This window comes from uncultured Thalassolituus sp., from assembly GCF_950066645.1.
Lineage (GTDB): Bacteria > Pseudomonadota > Gammaproteobacteria > Pseudomonadales > Oceanobacteraceae > Thalassolituus.
This window is the reverse complement of the sequence record NZ_CATMFB010000002.1, coordinates 286950-306867: the sequence shown is the minus strand read 5'-3', so window position 1 is coordinate 306867 and position 19918 is coordinate 286950. Positions and strand designations below refer to the sequence as shown.

The window sequence follows — 19918 nt, the reverse complement described above, 5'->3', positions numbered from 1 at the left end:
GGAGTCGTTATGACATCGCCGTTTGTTACTCCGGATCTGGACTACGACCGGGAACACCTCTGGCATCCCTACAGCTCTATGACTCAGCCCGGCAATATCTGGCCAGTTGAAAGCGCCAGCGGCGTGCGCCTGCGTCTTGCCGATGGACGTGAGCTGGTCGATGGCATGTCGAGCTGGTGGTGTGCGGTGCATGGCTACAATCATCCTGTGCTCAACGCCGCCCTGACCGAGCAGGCGGAGCGTATGAGTCACGTGATGTTCGGGGGGCTGACCCATGGGCCGGCAGTCGAGCTGGGGCGCCGGCTGGTAGAGCTGTCTCCGCCGGGGCTGGATAAGGTCTTTATTGCTGATTCGGGTTCTGTGTCTGTAGAGGTCGCCATTAAAATGGCCATCCAGTACCAGCAGGCCAGAGGGGAAACAGGACGCACCCGGTTACTGGCACTGGAACGTGGGTATCACGGAGATACGCTCGGTGCTATGTCGCTCTGTGATCCTACCCGGGGAATGCACCATCTGTTCAGCGGTATCCTGCCTGAGCAGTTTTTCGTGCCCGCGCCGCAGACACGCTTTGATGAAGAATGGTCAGATGACGATATCGCCCCTCTGAAAAAGATGTTGGCAGACAACCATAAAAGCATCGCCGCCCTGATTCTTGAACCTGTGGTTCAGGGGGCTGGTGGGATGCGTTTTTATCATCCGGAATACTTGCGTCAGGCGCGGCGACTCTGCGATGAATACGGGGTTCTGCTGATCGCGGATGAAATCGCGACCGGCTTCGGCCGTTCGGGCAGACTCTTCGCGTGCGAACATGCCGGAATCAGCCCGGATATCATGTGCGTAGGGAAGGCGCTGACGGGGGGCTATATGACGCTGGCCGCCACTCTGGCCACGGGTAACGTCGCGGACACCATCAGCAATGGAGAGGCCGGCTGCTTTATGCACGGTCCGACGTTTATGGGGAATCCGCTGGCCTGCCGCGTTGCCTGTGCAAGTCTGGATCTGTTGGTCAGCAACGACTGGCAATCGCAGGTGGCCGCGATAGAAACAGGGTTGAACGAGGGGCTGGCACCCGCCAGAGCCATCGACGGTGTGGCGGATGTCCGGGTGCTGGGCGCGATTGGGGTTATTGAGCTGGAGCAGCCCGTTGATATGGCAAAGCTCCAGCCAGAGTGCGTTGCACGCGGTATCTGGGTCAGACCTTTCGCGCACAACTTCTACGTTATGCCGCCGTTTGTGATGGATCAGGAAGACCTTGCCTTCCTGACCGGGAATATGGTCGCCGCGTTACGCAGTACCCTCAGATCCGGACGCTGATCCGGGCGCGGCCGGCGCCTGTACTTCGCTGGTGGAAGATGGCGTGGCGGGCTTGCCCGGCTCATGCCGTGCGCGGGCCTGACTCTGGGAAATACCCGCCGTCAGTGCGAAGCGCATTGCATCCTCTACCGACCAGTCGACAAAGGTCAGCCGCTCTTTCGGAAGGAAGAGCGTGTAACCGCCAACCATATAGCTCATGGGCAGGTAAATGGCGTAAAGGTTCTGGCCTTCGTTGGTTCGCATGACCTGCTCCGGGACATGATCTGATGTGACGAAGCCGATCAGTTGTCCTATTTCCGGCATTTCCACCAGAACTACCTGCTGGGCTTTCGGTTTTTCGCCGTCGAACATGGCCGCAAAGTCTTTGACCGCGCCATAGAGGGTTTTGACGAGAGGTAAGCGCAGAAACGCGTCCTCAACATACTGATAGACCCAGCTGATCGGGTTGAACTGAAACAGCAGGCCGACACTGAGCAGTGTGACCAGCATTACCAGCAGGCCGACCCCGGGAAACAGAACCAGATCAGGATGCACCAGGTGCAGCGCTGATACGCCCAGCTCATTCAGCCAGGCAAGGGCAGACCAGACGAGCCAGGTGGTTACCAGTAGTGGCAGCAATACCATTGAGCCTTTGATGAAGGGGCGGAGCAGGAGTCGTTTCATTAATAAGCCTCAGAAGCCTGTCTGAATATCTGGATTGGAGTGTAAAACAGAGTGTATGGTTCAGGTTACCGGTGAATGACGTACTTGTGCAGACCCGGTGATCCCTTTCGGGCATAATACGCCACACGCAACATCATAAGACCAGAAGTTTGTTAGTGGTCACTTCATATGCAAAAAACGTCTAAAAGGCGGTCAGATTTCCCCACTCTTAACAACTTACTTTAAGTATCGCACGCAGGTTGGTCACTCTGATTGGGTTTTGTCACCCACTTTTCCCCACCTCCTTGAAATTTTCCTCTAAGTCCTTGTGTTTGTTAACAAAATTCCCCTGAAGCAGCCCCCATTCAGGCTTGCAAATAGCCAATACCGTTTCTATAGTGTCAAAAAGTGGAAGATAGTGGGTAATTGTGGGAAAGATTTGTTGTCTGACTCACTCACACAACTAGGGACGAACATATGTTTCGGGGGCTTAACACGATCAATCTGGACGCCAAAGGGCGCCTGGCGATCCCGACCAAGTATCGGGAACGCCTGGCGGAGCTTTGTGGTGGCCATCTGGTCGTGACCATAGACACCGAAGAACGTTCGTTGCTTGTGTACCCGGCAAATGAGTGGGAGCAGATTGAAGCTCAGATCACCGCTCTTCCTTCCTTTAATAAAGCGGCGCGACGTATTCAGCGTCTGTTGCTGGGGCATGCCACCGATGTCGAAATCGACAGCAGTGGCCGGATTCTTCTTTCTCAGGCGCTACGCGACTACGCGGGCCTGGAGAAAGAAACCGTACTGATTGGTCAGGGCAAAAAGCTGGAGCTCTGGAGTAAAGAAGCGTGGGAAGAAACCCGCGATGAATACCTGAGCGTGGTTAACGACGAATCCGAGCTGTCAGAACAGATTATGAGTATTTCACTATGAGCCTTGCCGATTTCTATCACACCACCGTTCTGCTGGACGAGACAGTCGATGGCTGCGTTACCGATCCGGATGGTGTGTATGTTGATGGCACGTTCGGGCGGGGTGGTCACAGCCGTCTGTTGCTCAGTCGTCTGTCAGAAAAAGGGCGTCTGATCGGTTTTGATAAAGATCCACTGGCGATTGCCAGCGGCCAGGCGCTGGCGCAGGAAGATGCGCGCTTTCAGATTGTGCAGTCGAGCTTTGCCGATATGAAAGACGAGCTGGCGAACCTGGGTATCGAAAAAGTCACCGGTATTCTGCTTGACCTCGGTGTGTCATCACCTCAGTTGGATGACCCGGAGCGTGGATTCAGTTTTCTGAAAGACGGACCGCTGGATATGCGGATGAATCCGGACGCCGGGATCAGTGCGGCCGAATGGGTTGCAACGACCGAAGAAAAAGAAATTGCCCGCGTATTAAAAGAATATGGCGAAGAACGGTTTGCCCGTCGTATGGCCGGAGCTCTGATCCGTGAACGCAAAAATCGCGACATTACGCGCACCAGTGAACTGGCTGAAATTATTAAAGAAGCGAACCCTGCCTGGGAAAAACATAAGCACCCGGCGACCCGTGCTTTTCAGGCGATCCGTATTGCGGTGAACAACGAACTGGGCGACCTGGAAACGGTACTCGCTGACAGTGTTGATCTTCTGCAGGCACAGGGGCGCCTCGCGGTGATCAGTTTTCACTCGCTGGAAGACCGGATTGTGAAGCGCTTTATCCGTGCTCAGGAAAAGGGTCGTGATCTGCCACCAGGTCTGCCAGTGATGGAAGATCAGCTGGGACGCACGATGAAGAAAATTGGCAAAGCAATTATGCCAGGGCAAGAAGAAATCTCCCGTAATCCGCGTTCACGCAGTGCTGTATTAAGAATTGCAGAGCGCCTGGCATGAGTGTCCTGCAGGGGCTTCTCTGGAGCCTGGTCATTATCAGCGCGGTGGCGCAGGTAAGCATTGTCAGCTGGCACCGGGATTTATTGCAGGAATGGCAGAAGGCGGATCGCCTTCGCCAGGAATTATTACAGGAACAGACGCGACTGGTGTTGGAAAAAAGCACACTGACCGCGCATGGAAGAATCGACACTCTGGCGCGTAAGCGTCTGGGTATGAAAGATCCGGATCACACACAGGTTTTCCGCTAATGGCAACAGAACAGAAACAGACAGAAGCTGGAATGCAGCGCTGGCGTATGACGCTGGTGCTGGTGGCTTTTGCGTCGCTGTTACTGCTGCTATTGGGGCGCCTGATTATGCTGCACACCATCGAACAGCCATTTCTGTTTGAGCAGGGTGAAAAACGCACGGTACGCAGTGAATTGCAGCCGGCCAGTCGCGGCATGATTACTGATCGTCACGGTGAGCCTATGGCCGTCAGTACGCCGGTTGTGACTTTATGGGTGAATCCACAGCAGGTCGACCCCCAGAAAATGTCAGAGGTTGCAAAAGACCTCGGAATGAACGCCAGAGACCTGGTGCGCAGTGTAGAAAAAGCGGCTCGTCAGGGCCGCTCTTTTCATTATGTGAAGCGTCAGGTTGAGCCTGAACTTGCAGGGCGCATTCTGAAACGCCGCATTGCCGGCCTGTATGGTGATGATGATTTCCGTCGTTATTATCCTGCGGCAGAAGTGACCGCCCATACCCTTGGTATCGTCAATATTGACGGGAAGGGGCAGGAAGGCCTTGAGCTGGCATTTGATCAGTACCTTCAGGGGCAGGATGGCTCGCGTAAAGTCGTAAAAGACCTTATGGGTAACGTGATAAAACAGCTGGGAGTTGATGCTGTTCCGCAGGCTGGTGAAAGTCTTCCACTAACGATTGATCTTCGCCTGCAATACCTCGCATATCGTGAATTAAAGGCTGTAGTGCAGGCGCATAAAGCGCATGCTGGCAGTGCGGTTATGCTCAATGCAAAAACCGGAGAAATTCTCGCGCTGGTGGGGCAGCCGTCATATAACCCGAACAACCGTGCCACTCTGCGCCCTGAACATATGCGTAACCGCGCTGTTGCTGATCTGATTGAACCCGGATCAACCATGAAACCTTTCACGGTTGCCGCAGCACTTGAATCAGGCCGCTACTCTCCGTCTACACCGGTGAATACGTCGCCCGGATATAAGCGTATAAAAAATAAAACCATCCGCGATCACCGCGATTATGGTGTGCTGGATCTGACCGGAATTATTACGAAATCGAGCAATATAGGCGTCAGCCTTCTGGCGCATGATGTCGGCCCTGAAGCCATCTGGGAATTATATACAAAAGCGGGCATTGGCCAGCCCGGAACGCTCGGGTTTCCGGGCGAGGCAACAGGCAGTATGCCGTACCCTGAACAGCTCGATGAACTCCGCCTTGCGACCGTATCTTATGGATACGGTCTTTCCATTTCTCCGCTGCAGCTTGCTGAGGCTTACACCAGTTTTGTTGATGGTTGCCGTAAGCATGTTTCGCTGTTGATGGTGCAGACAGGTACTCAGCCATGTGAGCGGGTGATGTCTGAGCGCACGGCGCATCAGATTCTCGATATGCTGGAAACTGTAGTCGGAAAAAATGGTACGGGTAAACGCGCTGCGGTAGAAGGCTATCGTGTTGGCGGAAAAACCGGGACGGCGCACAAGGTGGGTCGTTCGGGATATGAAGATTCTGAGTACACAGCATTTTTCGCAGGTCTCGCTCCACTGAGTGATCCGGATCTGGTTCTGGTCGTGGTAGTGGATGCGCCTCAGGGACAGGAATACTACGGCGGTGAGGTTGCGGCTCCCGTTTTCTCGCGGATTATGGAACAGGCGTTGAGATTACGTCAGGTGATTCCTGACCAGCCAGGTGAAGCGCAGATGCTTCAGGTGGCGGGGGGCAGCCGATGAAATTGTCGCAGCTACTCAGTCAGGATATGTACCTGCCTCCCGAGTGGGATCGTGAATTTAATCATCTGGTATCTGACAGTCGTGATGTCAATAAAGGCGATCTTTTTATTGCCCGTTCAGGTACTGCAGGCCACGGTGAGAAATTTATTGAAGATGCCATTGCCGGTGGGGCCGCTGCCGTACTTGCGGAAGGCGAACAGGGTTTCCGTTGCGCAGAGAATGGTGTTCCTGTGTTTTATCTCCCGCAGCTGCGTCAGCAATTACCTGTCTGGCTGAACCGTCGTTATTGTGCGGCAGGCGATGTCCGTCTGATTGGTGTTACCGGTACAAATGGCAAAAGCTCTGTGACTCAGTACTGCGCTCAGTTGCTTGAGCTGAAGGGTATTCAATGTGGCGTCATCGGTACACTGGGAAATGGCCTCTGGCCACACCTTCAGCCAACCCGGAATACCACGCCGGATATCTGCCTGACCTACCGGCTGCTGAATGAAGTAGCGCAGGCTGGGGCTGACATCGCGGCGATTGAAGTCTCATCGCATGGTCTGGATCAGGGCCGGGTTGAAGGGCTGAAATTCAGCGTGTCTGTATTGACCAATATCTCCCAGGATCATCTCGATTATCACGGCGATATGGCGACCTATGTTGCTGCCAAGTCGCGCCTGTTTGACCCTGAGCTAAGTAATATCGCCGTCATTAATACTGATGATGAATATGGCGAAAAATTGTTGCAGTCCGCACTGACCGGATCGAAGATCAGCACCGGCAGTTCTCCTGCAGCGCAGGTGCAGTACTCGTCTGTAGAATTTACCGGGCTGGGCATGAAGGCCAATGTACGTTCCCCATGGGGTGAATCTGAACTAAATCTCGCGCTTATGGGCGAGTTTAATATCGCTAATGTAACGTCAGCACTGGCGGCTCTGTCAGCGCTTGGGTACGAGTTTTCATCATTGGCGGAAAGCGCCGGAAAATTACGCCCGGTGGATGGTCGTATGGAACTCTATCTGGCAGAAGGCCAGCCTGCGGTCGTCATTGATTTTGCCCATACCCCGGACGCCCTGGTGAACGTCGTTGGCGCACTGAAAAATAGCGGCGCTTATCTGAGCGTGGTGTTTGGCTGTGGCGGTGAGCGCGATCGTAAAAAACGACCTCTGATGGCCGATGCTGTTGCAACCGCTGATGCTGTCTGGGTAACGGATGATAATCCCCGCGGCGAAAATTCCGATCAGATATTTGCCGATATCCGTCAGTCCGCCGCGTCTGAGCATTATAAGTTTGAGCATGATCGTGCTGTTGCAATACGTTCAGCAATTGCAGCAACTCCGACGACCGGTCTGGTGCTGATTGCCGGAAAAGGCCACGAAACGTATCAGGAAATTGCAGGTATCCGACACAGCTACAGTGATGCACAGACCGTGTACTCCCTTGGTTACCGACGGGCGGGAGGTGACTATGCTGCGTGATCTTCCGCTTGCGCTGATCGCCGGGATTACCGGCGGTGTTCTTACTCGCAATGATGAGGAAATCGTCTGCCACAGTGTTTCTACCGACACCCGGACTCTGGAAGCGGGATCCTTATATGTGCCTCTTACCGGAGAGCGTTTTAACGGACATCAGTTTGCAGGTGTTGCTGAAGAGAATGGTGCCGTTGCGATGCTGGCCTCAGAAGAGACAGACACTTCGCTGCCCGTTATCCGTGTTAACGACACACTGAAAGCACTGGGGCAGCTGTCTGCCTGGCACCGGAATCAGTTTGAAGGCCCGGTTGTGGCCGTCACCGGCAGTGCCGGAAAAACCAGTGTTAAGCAGTTAACTGCGGATGTTTTAGCGCAGAAATTCTGCACCCTGATGACGCAGGGAAATCTGAACAATCATATTGGTGCACCTCTGACACTGCTCAGCCTGGAGCCGCAGCATGAAGCGGCAATGATTGAGCTGGGTGCGAGTGCAGGTGGTGAAATTGCTTATACCGCAGCCTTCGTACGCCCGCACGTCGGCATCATTACTAACGTCGGCACGGCACACCTCGAAGGTTTTGGTTCGGTTCCCGGAATTGCAGAAGCGAAGGGTGAACTGATTGATTTTATTCAGCCGGGCGGAACCGCAGTACTGAATGCAGACGATGTATTTATCGATGCGTGGCGTGCTCGCGCAGCACATCTGAATATTGTGACTTTCGGTGTTAACTCTGGCGCAGATGTGCGTGCAGAAAATATCCGTAGCACACTTGAAGGCAGTGAATTTGATCTGATTGCTGAAGGCGGGACCAGAAAGATTTCTCTGCACTTGATGGGTGAACATAACGTACGCAATGCCCTGGCCGTGATCGCTGCTACCCGTGCAGTTGGCCTGAGTTGGGATGAAATTATCGCTGGTCTGGCAAGTGCTCAGGCCGTGGGTGGTCGTATGCAGTCCTGTCAGGGAGCTGGCGGACAGAAAATTATTAACGATGCATATAACGCGAATCCTTCCTCATTTTTTGCCGCTGTGGATGTTCTTTCTATGGCGTCAGAAAGCTGGTTGGTGATGGGCGATATGGCAGAACTTGGACAGGATGCCGAAGCGATGCATGCCAGTGTCGGTGAGTATGCCCGACATCAGGGCATCAAGCATTTCGTGGCTTGTGGACCTTTGAGCAAGGCAGCCGCTACGGCCTTTGGTGATGAGGCGCACTGGTTCTCCGACAGAGACCAGCTGCAGGCCTTTCTGAATAACAATACCCGCAGTGGCGATACGCTGCTGATTAAGGGATCGCGTAGTGCCGGGATGGATAAAGTAGTGACGGCACTGTGCGCTGACAAAGAGGAAAACTGATTATGCTGCTTTGGCTTGGAGAATGGTTGGCACAGTTTCATTCCGGATTCGGAGTGGTGAACTATCTGACGCTGAGAGCAATATTTTCAGTGGTGACCGCACTGATTGTCGCATTGGTACTTGGTCCTGTTGTTATCCGGAAGTTGCGTGAATATCAGATTGGTCAGGCGATCCGCGAAGTTGGCCCGAAATCTCATCTGAGCAAGGCCGGAACACCGACGATGGGCGGTGCTCTGATTCTGCTGTCAATTGCAGTGAGCACACTCCTCTGGGGTGATCTGGAAAATCGTTTCGTCTGGCTGGTGTTACTCGTCACCCTGGCATTCGGTGCTATTGGCTGGGTTGATGATTACCGCAAGGTTGTTGAGAAAAATTCCCGGGGTCTGCCAGCACGCTGGAAGTATTTCTGGCAATCCGTACTGGCTCTGATTGCAGGTGCTTACCTGTTTTATTCAGCCCAGAGCCCGCAGGAAACACAACTGGTTGTGCCATTCCTTAAAGACGTCATGCCACAGCTTGGGGTGATGTTTGTTGTGCTTACGTATTTCGTTGTCGTCGGATCGAGCAACGCCGTTAACCTGACGGATGGTCTTGATGGTCTGGCGATTATGCCAACGGTTATGGTGTCGGCAGCTCTTGGGGTCTGCGCTTACCTGGCAGGTAACGTGAATTTTGCCAGCTATCTGCACATTCCCTATATCGCCGGCGCAGGTGAATTGGTTGTGTTCTGCGCAGCTATGGTGGGCGCAGGGATAGGGTTTCTCTGGTTTAACACGTATCCCGCTCAGGTATTTATGGGTGACGTCGGTTCACTGGCATTGGGTGCTGCACTGGGGATTGTCGCTGTGGTGGTCCGTCAGGAAATTGTACTTTTTATCATGGGCGGGATTTTTGTCGCCGAAACGGTTTCCGTCATCCTGCAGGTGGCGTCATTCAAGATGACGGGGCGCCGGATTTTCCGTATGGCACCGCTGCACCATCACTTTGAACTGAAAGGCTGGCCAGAGCCGCGTGTCATTGTCCGGTTCTGGATTATTACCATCATCCTGGTGTTGATCGGTCTGGCAACTCTTAAGATCCGTTGAGAAAAATATGTTGACTGAAGCGCACAGAAATAAACGTTATCTGATCATCGGGCTGGGCCTGACGGGTCTGTCGTGCGCTCGTTTCTGCAAGAAACATGGTCTCGATTTCACTCTCTGCGATACGCGAAGTGAGTTGCCGGGACTGACAGCCATCCGCACAGAGTTTCCTGCCAATGATATTCATCTGGGCGAATTAACAACGGATCTTCTCTGTCAGTACGATGAACTTCTGGTCTCTCCGGGTATTTCAGTTCAGACGCAGGTATTCCGCGAAGCTGAGGCGCGGGGAGTCACTGTGTCGGGTGATATCCAGCTGTTCCACGAAGTGGCAGAGCGTCCCGTGATTGCTATCACAGGTTCGAATGGAAAAAGTACAGTCACCACGCTGGTTAATGAGCTGATTAATGCATCAGGAAAGCAGGCGGTTGCTGGAGGCAATCTCGGTACTCCAGCTCTGGAACTTCTCGAACAGGAAAAAAATACTGACTTTTACGTGCTTGAACTGTCCAGTTTTCAGCTTGAAACCACACGGAACCTGGGAGCACAGGTTGCAGTGATTCTGAATGTCTCTCCCGATCATATGGATCGCTATGAGGGAATGGATGGATATCAGGCCGCGAAGCAACGTATTTTTCAGGGAGCGCAAACCATTGTTGTGAACCGGGACGATGAGCAGAGCCTGCCACAGCAGAGTGCGTCTGCCCCTCAACGTTCTTTTGGTCTGGATGCCGCGGCGGAAAGTGATTTCGGTACGCTCGAAAAAGACGGTGCACTCTGGCTGGCACGAGGCGAGGACGCACTGCTACCTGCCTCGGATCTGAAAATACGTGGTGGGCATAATATTGCCAATGCGCTGGCGGCCCTTGCGATTATTGATGCGCTTGGGATGGACGTCCGTCGCTGTCTGTCAGCACTGGTGAACTATCCCGGTCTGGCTCATCGCTGTCAGTGGATCAGCCGTATTTCCGGAGTGGATTATTTTAACGACTCGAAAGGAACCAACGTCGGGTCGACCGTTGCAGCCGTGAAAGGGCTGAGTCATGGTCTGGCAGGACGTATCTGGCTGATTGCTGGCGGCGAAGGTAAAGGGCAGGACTTCGTAGAACTGGCTGAGGTGTGCGAAAAACATCCTGTGGCCGAAGTGCTGCTGTTTGGTGCTGACAGAAAAAAAATACAGGGCGACCTTGCAGGGCGGGCAGAAACCAGTCTGTACGAAACCCTGGATGAAGCGGTTGAATATGCAGCTGAACACTCAGTCGCCGGAGATATTGTGCTTCTGTCGCCTGCCTGTGCCAGTTTTGATCAGTTCCGCAATTACGTTCATCGTGGTGAGCACTATTGCCAGTGCGTGGGGGGGCTGGAATGAATTTCGCTCCTGTCAGCTGGCAACATAACAGCTCCGTTTTTTACCCCTGGCTGGCTCTGCTGGTACTGGGCTGGATGATGGTTGCATCAGCGTCAACGGGTGTTGGGGAATACCTGACGGGGAATTCTTTCTATTTTACGATCCGTCATGCGGTCTATCTGATTCTTGGTGTGAGTGTGATGTTTCTGGTATCGCAGATTTCACTGGCGCGTTGGGCGAAATTTGATGTGCTGCTGCTGATCGGCGGGTTTATCGGGTTGATTCTGGTGTTTGTCCCTGGCATTGGTCATGAAGTGAATGGCAGCCAGCGTTGGCTCAACCTCGGTCTGATTAAAATTCAGGCGTCTGAGATCGCTAAACTCGGCGCGGTTTTTTATGTCGCAGGCTACCTGGTCAGACGTGAAGCAGAAGTAAAAAGCCAGTGGTCAGGCTTCCTTAAGCCTCTGGGTATTCTGGCGGCTATGGTTGTTCTTCTCCTTCTCGAACCTGATTTCGGAGCCGTTGTTGTACTGATGGGCTCTGCCATGATCATGCTGTTTCTTGGTGGGGTAAAAGCGGGGCAGTTCTTCCTGCTGACATTCGCGACGCTGATCCTGAGCAGTATCGTGGTGACCGGCGAAGACTACCGGATGCAGCGCCTTCTCGCCTATATGGATCCATGGTCTCCGGAGCACGTTTATGGCACAGGTTACCAGCTTACTCAGTCTCTGATTGCGTTCGGCCGGGGTGAGCTGTTCGGTGTTGGTTTTGGTGAAAGTGTTCAGAAACTTTTCTATCTGCCTGAAGCACATACGGATTTTGTATTCGCGATCTGGGCGGAAGAAACCGGTCTGTTGGGTGCGGCTGCTGCTCTTGGGCTGCTCGCATTTCTGATTGGAAAAATATGGCAGATTTCATGGGCGGCACAGCGTCAGGGCATGATGTATGCCTCCTATGTTGCGGTAGGAATTGCTTCACTGCTGGGTCTGCAGGTGGTGATTAATCTGGGCGTAAATACCGGTCTGTTACCGACAAAAGGTCTGACTCTTCCTTTTTATAGTTATGGCGGCAGTAGCCTGATGATGTGCTGCGCTATGGTCGGTATTGTTATGCGCATAGCCTATGAAACTCAGGTTGCTGAACACGCCGGGGAAGTAATCACCGGCGAAGAAAAATCCGGGGAGGCTGACGATGAGTAAGGTCGTACTGATGATGGCCGGTGGAACGGGTGGTCATGTGTTCCCGGCGCTCGCAGTCGCACATGCTCTGGCTGAGCAGGGGTACGAAATTCACTGGCTTGGTACTGCCGCTGGTATAGAGGCCGATCTCGTTCCGGTCAATGGCTTTCCACTTCATACCATTGATATCGCCGGATTGCGGGGTAAAGGTAAGCTCGGCATTCTTAAATCCCCTCTGAGAATATCCCGTGCAGTCCGCGCAGCAGCAAAAATAATGCGCGAACTTAAACCACTGGCAGTCGTCGGACTCGGTGGGTATGCAACCGGGCCGGGTGGTGTGGCCGCCTGGCTGAAAGGAATTCCACTTCTGATTCATGAGCAGAATGCCAGAGCGGGTATGACCAACAGGCTTTTGCAAAAAATATCAGACGTCACTATGCAGGCCTTCCCGGGCGCACTTGATAACGCACTCGTGACGGGCAACCCGGTGCGTAAAGAAGTGCTTTCTATTCCGGCACCTGAACATCGCGAGATGAACGACGGGCGCCTCAGGGTGCTCGTCGTGGGTGGAAGTCTCGGTGCAGTTGCACTGAATGAAGCGGTGCTGGGTGCCATGAAATTAATTCCGGAGCCCCTGCGTCCGGAACTTCGTCATCAGGTTGGCAAACGCAATATCGGGCAGATGTCTGAAGACTATAAATCAGCGGGCGTCAGCGCTGACGTTACTGCATTTATTGATGATATGGCGGCCGCTTATCAGTGGGCAGACCTTATCGTATGTCGTTCTGGCGCTCTCACGGTGTCGGAAATTGCAGCGGCGGGATGTGCTGCGATTTTTGTTCCTTTTCCACATGCCGTTGATGATCACCAGACCGCGAATGCTCAGTACCTGCAACGTGATGGCGCAGCAATGATCCGTCAGCAGAGTGAGCTGACTTCCGAATGGCTGGCAGAGCAGTGGCAGCAATTGAATAACGACCGGGCGTTACTGCGTGACATGGCCGCCCGGGCACGGGGACTGGCAATGACCGATGCGACTGATCAGGTAGTGGCACAGGTGAGGAGGTTTGCCCGTGAGCAATAAACGTACACCAAAGTTAGTGAATATGATTCCAGAAATGCGCCGTATCCGCGTCATTCATTTTGTCGGCATAGGCGGAGCCGGTATGTGTGGTATTGCCGAAGTGCTGCTGAATCAGGGTTACCGTATTACGGGCTCTGACCTGAAAGAATCTGTGGTGACCGAGCGTCTTCGTACACTCGGTGCCACGGTTATGATCGGGCACTCTGAAGCAAACATTGAAGAAGCCGATGTGCTGGTCGTGTCTACGGCAATTGATCACGAAAATCCTGAAGTGAGCGCGGCAATTGAGCGCCGCGTTCCTGTTGTCCGCCGTGCAGAAATGCTTGCTGAACTGATGCGTTTCCGCCACGGCATCGCTGTTGCCGGAACACATGGCAAAACAACGACCACCAGTCTGGTGACATCAGTACTGGCTGAGGCGCAGCTTGATCCGACGTTTGTGATCGGCGGAAAACTGAACAGTGCAGGCACGAATGCGCGTCTTGGATTGAGCCGCTATCTGGTTGCTGAAGCCGATGAGAGTGATGCGAGCTTCCTGCATCTGCAACCTATGGTTTCGATTGTGACAAATATCGATGCCGATCACATGAGTACGTACGGCGGCGATTTTGAGCAGCTGAAAAATACCTTTGTTGAATTTCTGCATAACCTGCCATTTTACGGTCTGGCCGTTGTCTGTATTGATGACGAGCATGTGCGCAGCATTCTTCCGCGTATTGGTCGTCAGATCGTGACATATGGTTTTTCAGACGATGCCGATTACCGTGCGACTGACCTGCGCCAGGAAGGTATGTTTACTTACTTCAATGTGCATCGCCCCGGAAAAGAACAGGCACTCGCGATCCGTATGCGTATGCCTGGTCGTCACAATGTGCTTAACGCGCTGGCATCGATTGCTGTCGCAGAAGACGAAGGTGTCGACGAGAAAGCCATTGTCACTGCGCTCGAAAACTTCGCGGGCGTCGGACGTCGTTTCACCGTCTGTGGAGAATTTCCGGTCGCTGGTGGTGATGTCATGCTGGTTGATGATTATGGCCATCATCCCCGCGAGCTCGAAGTCACCATTGATGCTATCCGTAAAGGTTTTCCTGAGCGTCGCCTGGTCATGGTATTTCAGCCGCATCGCTACACACGCACCCGTGATCTTTACGAGGATTTCGTCCGGGTTCTCAATGACGCAGACGTTCTGATTCTTATGGATGTGTACCCCGCCGGAGAAAAGCCGATCGCTGGAGCTGACGGTCGCTCACTGTGTGGAAGCATTCGTCAGCGAGGCAATCTCGATCCGATTTTTATCGAGCGGGATGAATCCCTGCAGGGACCACTCACCAGTGTACTCAAAGCCGGCGACCTTCTGCTCACACAAGGCGCAGGAGATATCGGTGGCATTGCGACAAAACTGACGCAGGAATTACCTGAGTGGCTCGGGGAGATGAAGAAATGACAGTCGCGTCTCTGGGAAAAATAGCAGTACTGATGGGCGGAACCTCTGCGGAGCGCGAAGTTTCATTGCGCAGTGGCGCAGCTGTATTTAACGCTCTGAAAGGCGCCGGTGCAGATGTTATTTCCATTGACATCCGTGACCATGCGATTTCGCAACTGACGGATGCTGAATTTGATATTGCTTTTATTGCCCTGCACGGCAGGGGTGGTGAAGACGGCACCATTCAGGGAGTACTCGAGTGGTTGAATAAGCCATATACCGGCAGTGGCGTTATGGCGTCAGCGCTGGCTATGGATAAGTGGCGGACCAAACTTATCTGGCAGGCGGCTGGGCTCCCGACACCGCCGGCATTTCTGTTGGATCAGTCTTCTGACTGGAAAGCGATCGATATTGCCCTGGGATCAAACGCCATTGTGAAACCGGCGCGCGAAGGCTCAAGTATTGGAATGCGTCGGGTGCACAATCCGGATGAGTTAAGTGCCAGTTATGAATTCGCCTGTCAGTACGATGGCCTGGTTCTGGCAGAACGTTGGGTGCAGGGACGTGAATTTACCGTGGCAGTGATTGATGGTGAAGCGCTACCGGTTATTCAGCTCAAGACCAGTCATGAATTCTACGACTACGACGCAAAATATCAGTCAAATGACACGCAGTATCTGTTGCCCTGTGGTCTGGATGCAGATGAAGAAGCTGCTCTGCAGGCACTTGCGGTAAAAGCGTTCAATGTCCTCGGGGTACAGGGTTGGGGTCGTATTGATGTGATGCAGGATGAAGCAGGAGATTTCTGGTTGCTCGAAGCCAATACCAGTCCCGGTATGACCGATCATAGTCTGGTGCCGATGGCGGCAAAAGCGGCGGGAATGACATTCCAGGCTCTGGTGGTCCGCCTGCTTGAAGAAGCTGCAGGGCGTTATGGCCAGTAAAAAGCGTGCGGCGCAGCGGGGCGCGACACGTCGTCCTGAAAAAGCGGCCCGTCGGGAATGGCATGTGCCAGCCTGGATCAGGTCGGTTCACTGGAGTTGGGTCGTTGCTCCGGTGCTGTTGGTCGGTCTGTTTCTCGGAGGAAGGGAAATGGTTGACCGCTGGGCGATTCAGGATGTGCGGGTGACCGGTGATTTAACTGTCTGGAATGCCGCGGATATTACTTCTCAGGTGGGCTGGATTAAAGGTCAGGGGTTCTTTTCGGCAGATCTTCAGGGTGTTTATGAGAACGTATTGTCGATGCCCCTGATTAAGGAAGTGCGGGTAAAGAAGCGTTGGCCCGGATATGTCGAAATCACCGTCAGAGAAGATATTCCTATGGCGGTTTGGAACAGTAATAAATTAATCGGTATAAGTGGCGATTTAATGGCGATACCAGCTCATTTAAATGTCGATAAACTGACACTTATACAAGGCGATATCGAATATATGGATAAAGCCGTAAAAGATTATCGACTGATACAGCAGGCGCTGGCGCCTGTGCAGGTAAATGTCCGCACACTCAGCCTTACCGAAACAGGTTCGGTTGAGCTGGATCTGAGTAATAACTGGCGCGTTGCACTGGGCCGGAAAAATATAGAAGCGCGGGCACGTCGCCTGCTTAAAGTGATGAAGCGTCTGCCTGCCGATCAGGTAGCAGAGGTCGATCTGAGATACGGAAAAGGTGCTGCCATTCGTTGGCAGCCGCAGCAGGAGAAGGGTTAATGAGTCCGGTACAGCAGAAGCGCATGATGGTGGGCCTTGATATTGGCACATCCAAAATTGTAGCGATTGTTGGTGAGGTCGATTCCGATGGCAATATTGAAGTTGTTGGTCTGGGCACCAGTCCGAGCCGCGGCCTGAAAAAAGGCGTCGTGGTTAATATCGAATCCACCGTTCATTCAATTCGTCGGGCAGTCGAAGAAGCTGAGTTAATGGCCGGCTGCACTATCCATTCTGTGTATGCGGGAATCGCAGGTAGTCATGTCCATTCAATGAACTCTAATGGCATCGTTGCTGTGAAGGACCGGGAAGTCACCCAGACCGATATTGAGCGTGTGATAGATGCTGCGCAGGCCGTGGCGATCCCGCAGGATCAGGCGATTCTGCACGTGCTGCCACAGGAGTATGTTGTCGACTCTCAGGAAGGAATAAAAGAACCGGTCGGGATGGCGGGTGTGCGCCTTGAAGCTAAGGTGCACCTGGTGACGGGCTCCGTCAATGCCATTCAGAATATCGAGCGTTGTGTGCAGCGCTGCAACCTCGAAACCGACGATATTATTCTTGAGCAGCTGGCTTCAAGTTATGCCGTGTTAACTGATGATGAACGTGAGCTTGGCGTGTGCATGGTTGATATCGGTGGTGGCACAACGGACATAGCAATTTTTACCGAAGGGGCCATCCGTCATACCGCAGTCATTCCTATTGCGGGTGATCAGGTAACGAACGATATCGCGATGGCATTACGTACCCCGACTCAGCATGCTGAAAAAATTAAAGTGAAGTACGCCTGTGCCTTGACTCAGCTCGCCAAAGCGGACGAAAAAATCAAAGTACCAAGTGTGGGTGACCGTCCGCCGCGCGACCTGTCGAGGCAGGCTCTGGCCGAAGTTGTTGAGCCAAGATACGACGAATTATTTACTCTGATTCAGTCTGAACTACGTCGCAGTGGATTCGAAGATCTTATTGCCGCCGGGATCGTACTGACGGGCGGAACATCTAAGATGGAAGGTGTTGTTGAGCTCGCTGAAGAAATATTCCATATGCCAGTGCGTCTTGCTCGTCCGGTGGGTGTCAGTGGCCTTACGGATGTAATAAATAATCCGATTTATTCAACGGCAGTCGGCTTGCTTTTGTATGCCGCTGGCCAGGAAAACAGAAAGTCATTAAATAAGCGTGTCCAGGACGATAAAAAAAGTCCACTTGGCCGTATAAAAGATTGGCTAAAAGAGAATTTTTAATATTAAATATTACTCGCGCGGAAAAAGGAGATAATGCTATGTCTCATAACAGAGAAGGCGATATGTTCGAGTTAGCAGATGACCTGCAACAGAACGCAGTTATTAAAGTCATTGGTGTTGGCGGTGGCGGCGGTAACGCAGTACAACACATGGTCGAAGGTCAGATTGAAGGCGTCGACTTTATTTGTGCAAACACAGATGCGCAGGCTCTGCGTAATGTGGGTGCACGATCAGTTATTCAATTAGGCAACGGACTGACCAAAGGTCTGGGTGCTGGTGCGAATCCTAATGTCGGTCGTGAGGCTGCCATGGAAGATCGCGAGCGCATCGCAGAATCACTGCGCGGCGCAGATATGGTATTTATTACTGCAGGCATGGGTGGCGGTACCGGTACCGGTGGTGCACCTGTGGTAGCTGAAGTGGCGAAAGAGCTGGGCATTCTGACAGTAGCGGTTGTGACTAAGCCGTTCCCGTTTGAAGGCAAGAAGCGTATGGCCATTGCTAATCAGGGTCTGGATCACCTGTCCCAGCATGTGGATTCCCTGATTACTATCCCTAATGAAAAACTCCTTACCGTTCTTGGTAAAGGTACATCCCTGCTTGACGCGTTTAAGGCAGCTAACGATGTACTCCAGGGCGCGGTTCAGGGGATTGCTGATCTGATTACCCGTCCGGGTATGATCAACGTTGACTTTGCAGACGTTCGCACCGTGATGTCCGAAATGGGACAGGCGATGATGGGCACAGGCACCGCGACTGGTGAAAACCGTGCGCGCGAAGCCGCCGAAAAGGCGATTGGTAGCCCGCTGCTGGAAGATGTCGATCTTCGTGGTGCTAAAGGTATTCTGGTTAACGTGACTGCTGGTTTCGATCTGTCTCTGGGTGAGTTCAGTGAAGTCGGTGAAGTTGTTGAAGAGTTTGCCTCTGAAAACGCGACCGTTGTTGTGGGTACCGTGATTGATCCTGAACTGACAGACGAACTGCGGGTGACCGTTGTTGCGACTGGTCTGGGCCAGGAGAAAGTAGTTGAGGAACCAAAGCCGACAAAGGTTGTCGATAATACAGCTCAACCGCGTAATGCTGATGGCAGTACCGACTATCGTCAGCTTGACCGTCCGGCGGTAACCCGTCAGGCAGGTAATGCAGCTCGTCAACTTGACTCTGGTGCGAACCCGGATATGGATTATCTCGATATCCCGGCTTTCCTCCGTCGTCAGGCTGACTGATGAGTGCGCACTGGCGCACTCCTCATTTGCTGTTATAATGCGCGCCAGATTGTATATATTATGCTCAGTAATGGCAGGAATGTCCGATGATTCGACAGCGTACGCTCAATAACACCATCCGCGCGACCGGCGTGGGCCTGCACTCAGGAGAGAAAGTCTACCTGACGCTTAAGCCCGCTCCGGTGGATAGTGGCATTATCTTCCGTCGCGTTGATCTTGAACCGGTTGTCGACATTCCGGCAAATGCGCTGCAGGTGGGTGAGACCACACTCTCTACCACGCTGGTTAAAGAGCACGCCAAAGTAGATACCGTAGAACATCTGCTGTCTGCAATGGCGGGTCTTGGCATTGATAACGCCATCGTCGAACTGAGCGCTCAGGAAGTGCCTATCATGGATGGCTCTTCCGGCCCGTTTGTCTTCCTGCTCCAGTCTGCGGGTATCGCAGAGCAGGATGCGCCTAAGAAGTTCATCCGGATCAAGCGCAAAATTGAAGTCCGTGAGGGCGACAAGATTGCGTCTTTCGTACCTTATAACGGCTTTAAAGTGTCGTTTGAGATTGATTTTGATCACCCTGTTTTCCGCCAGAGTGTTCAGAAAGCCAGTCTCGACTTCTCTTCTACCTCTTATGTAAAAGAAGTCAGCCGTGCGCGTACCTTTGGTTTTACCAAAGACCTTGAGTACATGCGTTCTAAGAACCTGGCTCTGGGAGGCAGTGTTAAGAACGCAATCGTTGTTGACGACTACCGTGTACTCAACGAAGACGGTCTGCGTTATGACGATGAGTTTGTGAAACACAAGATTCTTGATGCGGTGGGTGACCTTTATCTCCTGGGTCACAGCCTCATTGGTGAGTTTGTTGGTTATAAATCAGGTCATGGCCTGAATAACCGCTTGCTCCGCGAACTGCTTAAGCATGAAGATGCCTGGGAGTTTGTAGAGTTCACTGAATCTGAAGCTGCACCTATCACGTACATGCGACCGGCTGCCGGTTAACGCATTGATACAATTCTGTGTTGTGTAGTTGTGAACAAAGGC

The 19918-nt window shown here is 53.0% G+C and carries 18 protein-coding genes; 17 read left to right on the top strand and 1 reads right to left on the bottom strand.

Features of this window, described 5'->3' with window-relative positions; translation table 11 throughout:
* Positions 1 to 9: 9 nt before the first annotated feature.
* Positions 10 to 1314: an adenosylmethionine--8-amino-7-oxononanoate transaminase gene (gene bioA, locus Q1L85_RS03210; protein ID WP_300425754.1), complete on the top strand. Its 1305-nt coding sequence runs from the start codon at positions 10 to 12 to the stop codon at positions 1312 to 1314.
* Here the strand turns inward: bioA and Q1L85_RS03205 are convergent.
* Positions 1285 to 1977, bottom strand: coding sequence for a DUF502 domain-containing protein (locus Q1L85_RS03205; RefSeq protein WP_300425752.1), 693 nt, complete (start codon positions 1975 to 1977; stop codon positions 1285 to 1287). The two genes, bioA and Q1L85_RS03205, sit on opposite strands and share 30 nt — an antisense overlap.
* A 456-nt stretch (positions 1978 to 2433) precedes the next feature.
* On the opposite strand from Q1L85_RS03205, the gene mraZ reads away from it, so the two are divergent.
* The 16 genes from mraZ (at position 2434) to lpxC (ending at position 19876) form a co-directional block, all read left to right on the top strand.
* The gene (mraZ, locus tag Q1L85_RS03200; protein WP_300425750.1) at positions 2434 to 2889 is read left to right on the top strand and encodes a division/cell wall cluster transcriptional repressor MraZ; all 456 of its coding nucleotides are present in this window, start codon (positions 2434 to 2436) and stop codon (positions 2887 to 2889) included.
* Complete coding sequence (gene rsmH / locus Q1L85_RS03195) at positions 2886 to 3821, top strand: 16S rRNA (cytosine(1402)-N(4))-methyltransferase RsmH (protein WP_300425748.1); 936 nt, start codon at positions 2886 to 2888, stop codon at positions 3819 to 3821. Before mraZ ends, rsmH begins: the two co-directional genes overlap by 4 nt.
* Positions 3818 to 4069 carry a cell division protein FtsL gene (gene ftsL, locus Q1L85_RS03190; RefSeq protein ID WP_300425747.1) on the top strand — a complete coding sequence of 84 codons (252 nt, stop codon included), beginning with the start codon at positions 3818 to 3820 and terminating at the stop codon, positions 4067 to 4069. Before rsmH ends, ftsL begins: the two co-directional genes overlap by 4 nt.
* Positions 4069 to 5787 carry a penicillin-binding protein 2 gene (locus Q1L85_RS03185; protein WP_300425745.1) on the top strand — a complete coding sequence of 573 codons (1719 nt, stop codon included), beginning with the start codon at positions 4069 to 4071 and terminating at the stop codon, positions 5785 to 5787. Before ftsL ends, Q1L85_RS03185 begins: the two co-directional genes overlap by 1 nt.
* Positions 5784 to 7247 (top strand): UDP-N-acetylmuramoyl-L-alanyl-D-glutamate--2,6-diaminopimelate ligase, encoded by a 1464-nt coding sequence (locus Q1L85_RS03180; RefSeq protein ID WP_300432238.1) that lies wholly within the window; start codon positions 5784 to 5786, stop codon positions 7245 to 7247. The genes Q1L85_RS03185 and Q1L85_RS03180 overlap by 4 nt, the downstream gene beginning before the upstream one ends.
* Positions 7237 to 8598: a UDP-N-acetylmuramoyl-tripeptide--D-alanyl-D-alanine ligase gene (gene murF, locus Q1L85_RS03175; protein WP_300425741.1), complete on the top strand. Its 1362-nt coding sequence runs from the start codon at positions 7237 to 7239 to the stop codon at positions 8596 to 8598. The genes Q1L85_RS03180 and murF overlap by 11 nt, the downstream gene beginning before the upstream one ends.
* A 2-nt stretch (positions 8599 to 8600) precedes the next feature.
* Positions 8601 to 9683, top strand: a complete 1083-nt coding sequence (gene mraY / locus Q1L85_RS03170) for a phospho-N-acetylmuramoyl-pentapeptide-transferase (RefSeq protein WP_300425740.1) — start codon at positions 8601 to 8603, stop codon at positions 9681 to 9683.
* A gap of 7 nt (positions 9684 to 9690) precedes the next feature.
* Positions 9691 to 11049, top strand: coding sequence for a UDP-N-acetylmuramoyl-L-alanine--D-glutamate ligase (murD, locus tag Q1L85_RS03165; protein ID WP_300425738.1), 1359 nt, complete (start codon positions 9691 to 9693; stop codon positions 11047 to 11049).
* Positions 11046 to 12227, top strand: coding sequence for a putative lipid II flippase FtsW (gene ftsW, locus Q1L85_RS03160; protein WP_300425736.1), 1182 nt, complete (start codon positions 11046 to 11048; stop codon positions 12225 to 12227). The genes murD and ftsW overlap by 4 nt, the downstream gene beginning before the upstream one ends.
* Positions 12220 to 13290, top strand: coding sequence for an undecaprenyldiphospho-muramoylpentapeptide beta-N-acetylglucosaminyltransferase (gene murG, locus Q1L85_RS03155; RefSeq protein WP_300432234.1), 1071 nt, complete (start codon positions 12220 to 12222; stop codon positions 13288 to 13290). Before ftsW ends, murG begins: the two co-directional genes overlap by 8 nt.
* 22 nt (positions 13291 to 13312) lie before the next feature.
* On the top strand, positions 13313 to 14734 hold the full coding sequence (gene murC, locus Q1L85_RS03150) for a UDP-N-acetylmuramate--L-alanine ligase (protein ID WP_300425775.1): 1422 nt from the start codon (positions 13313 to 13315) through the stop codon (positions 14732 to 14734).
* Positions 14710 to 15657: a D-alanine--D-alanine ligase gene (locus Q1L85_RS03145; protein ID WP_307726791.1), complete on the top strand. Its 948-nt coding sequence runs from the start codon at positions 14710 to 14712 to the stop codon at positions 15655 to 15657. The genes murC and Q1L85_RS03145 overlap by 25 nt, the downstream gene beginning before the upstream one ends.
* A complete protein-coding gene (locus tag Q1L85_RS03140; RefSeq protein ID WP_300425733.1) occupies positions 15647 to 16420 on the top strand; it encodes a cell division protein FtsQ/DivIB in 774 nt (257 codons plus the stop codon). The genes Q1L85_RS03145 and Q1L85_RS03140 overlap by 11 nt, the downstream gene beginning before the upstream one ends.
* Positions 16420 to 17655, top strand: coding sequence for a cell division protein FtsA (gene ftsA, locus Q1L85_RS03135; RefSeq protein ID WP_300425732.1), 1236 nt, complete (start codon positions 16420 to 16422; stop codon positions 17653 to 17655). The genes Q1L85_RS03140 and ftsA overlap by 1 nt, the downstream gene beginning before the upstream one ends.
* A 62-nt stretch (positions 17656 to 17717) precedes the next feature.
* Entirely contained in the window at positions 17718 to 18881 is a 1164-nt protein-coding gene (gene ftsZ / locus Q1L85_RS03130; RefSeq protein ID WP_300425772.1) for a cell division protein FtsZ, read from the top strand.
* Positions 18882 to 18967: 86 nt separating this feature from the next.
* Positions 18968 to 19876 (top strand): UDP-3-O-acyl-N-acetylglucosamine deacetylase, encoded by a 909-nt coding sequence (gene lpxC, locus Q1L85_RS03125; protein WP_300425730.1) that lies wholly within the window; start codon positions 18968 to 18970, stop codon positions 19874 to 19876.
* The last annotated feature ends 42 nt before the right edge of the window (positions 19877 to 19918 follow it).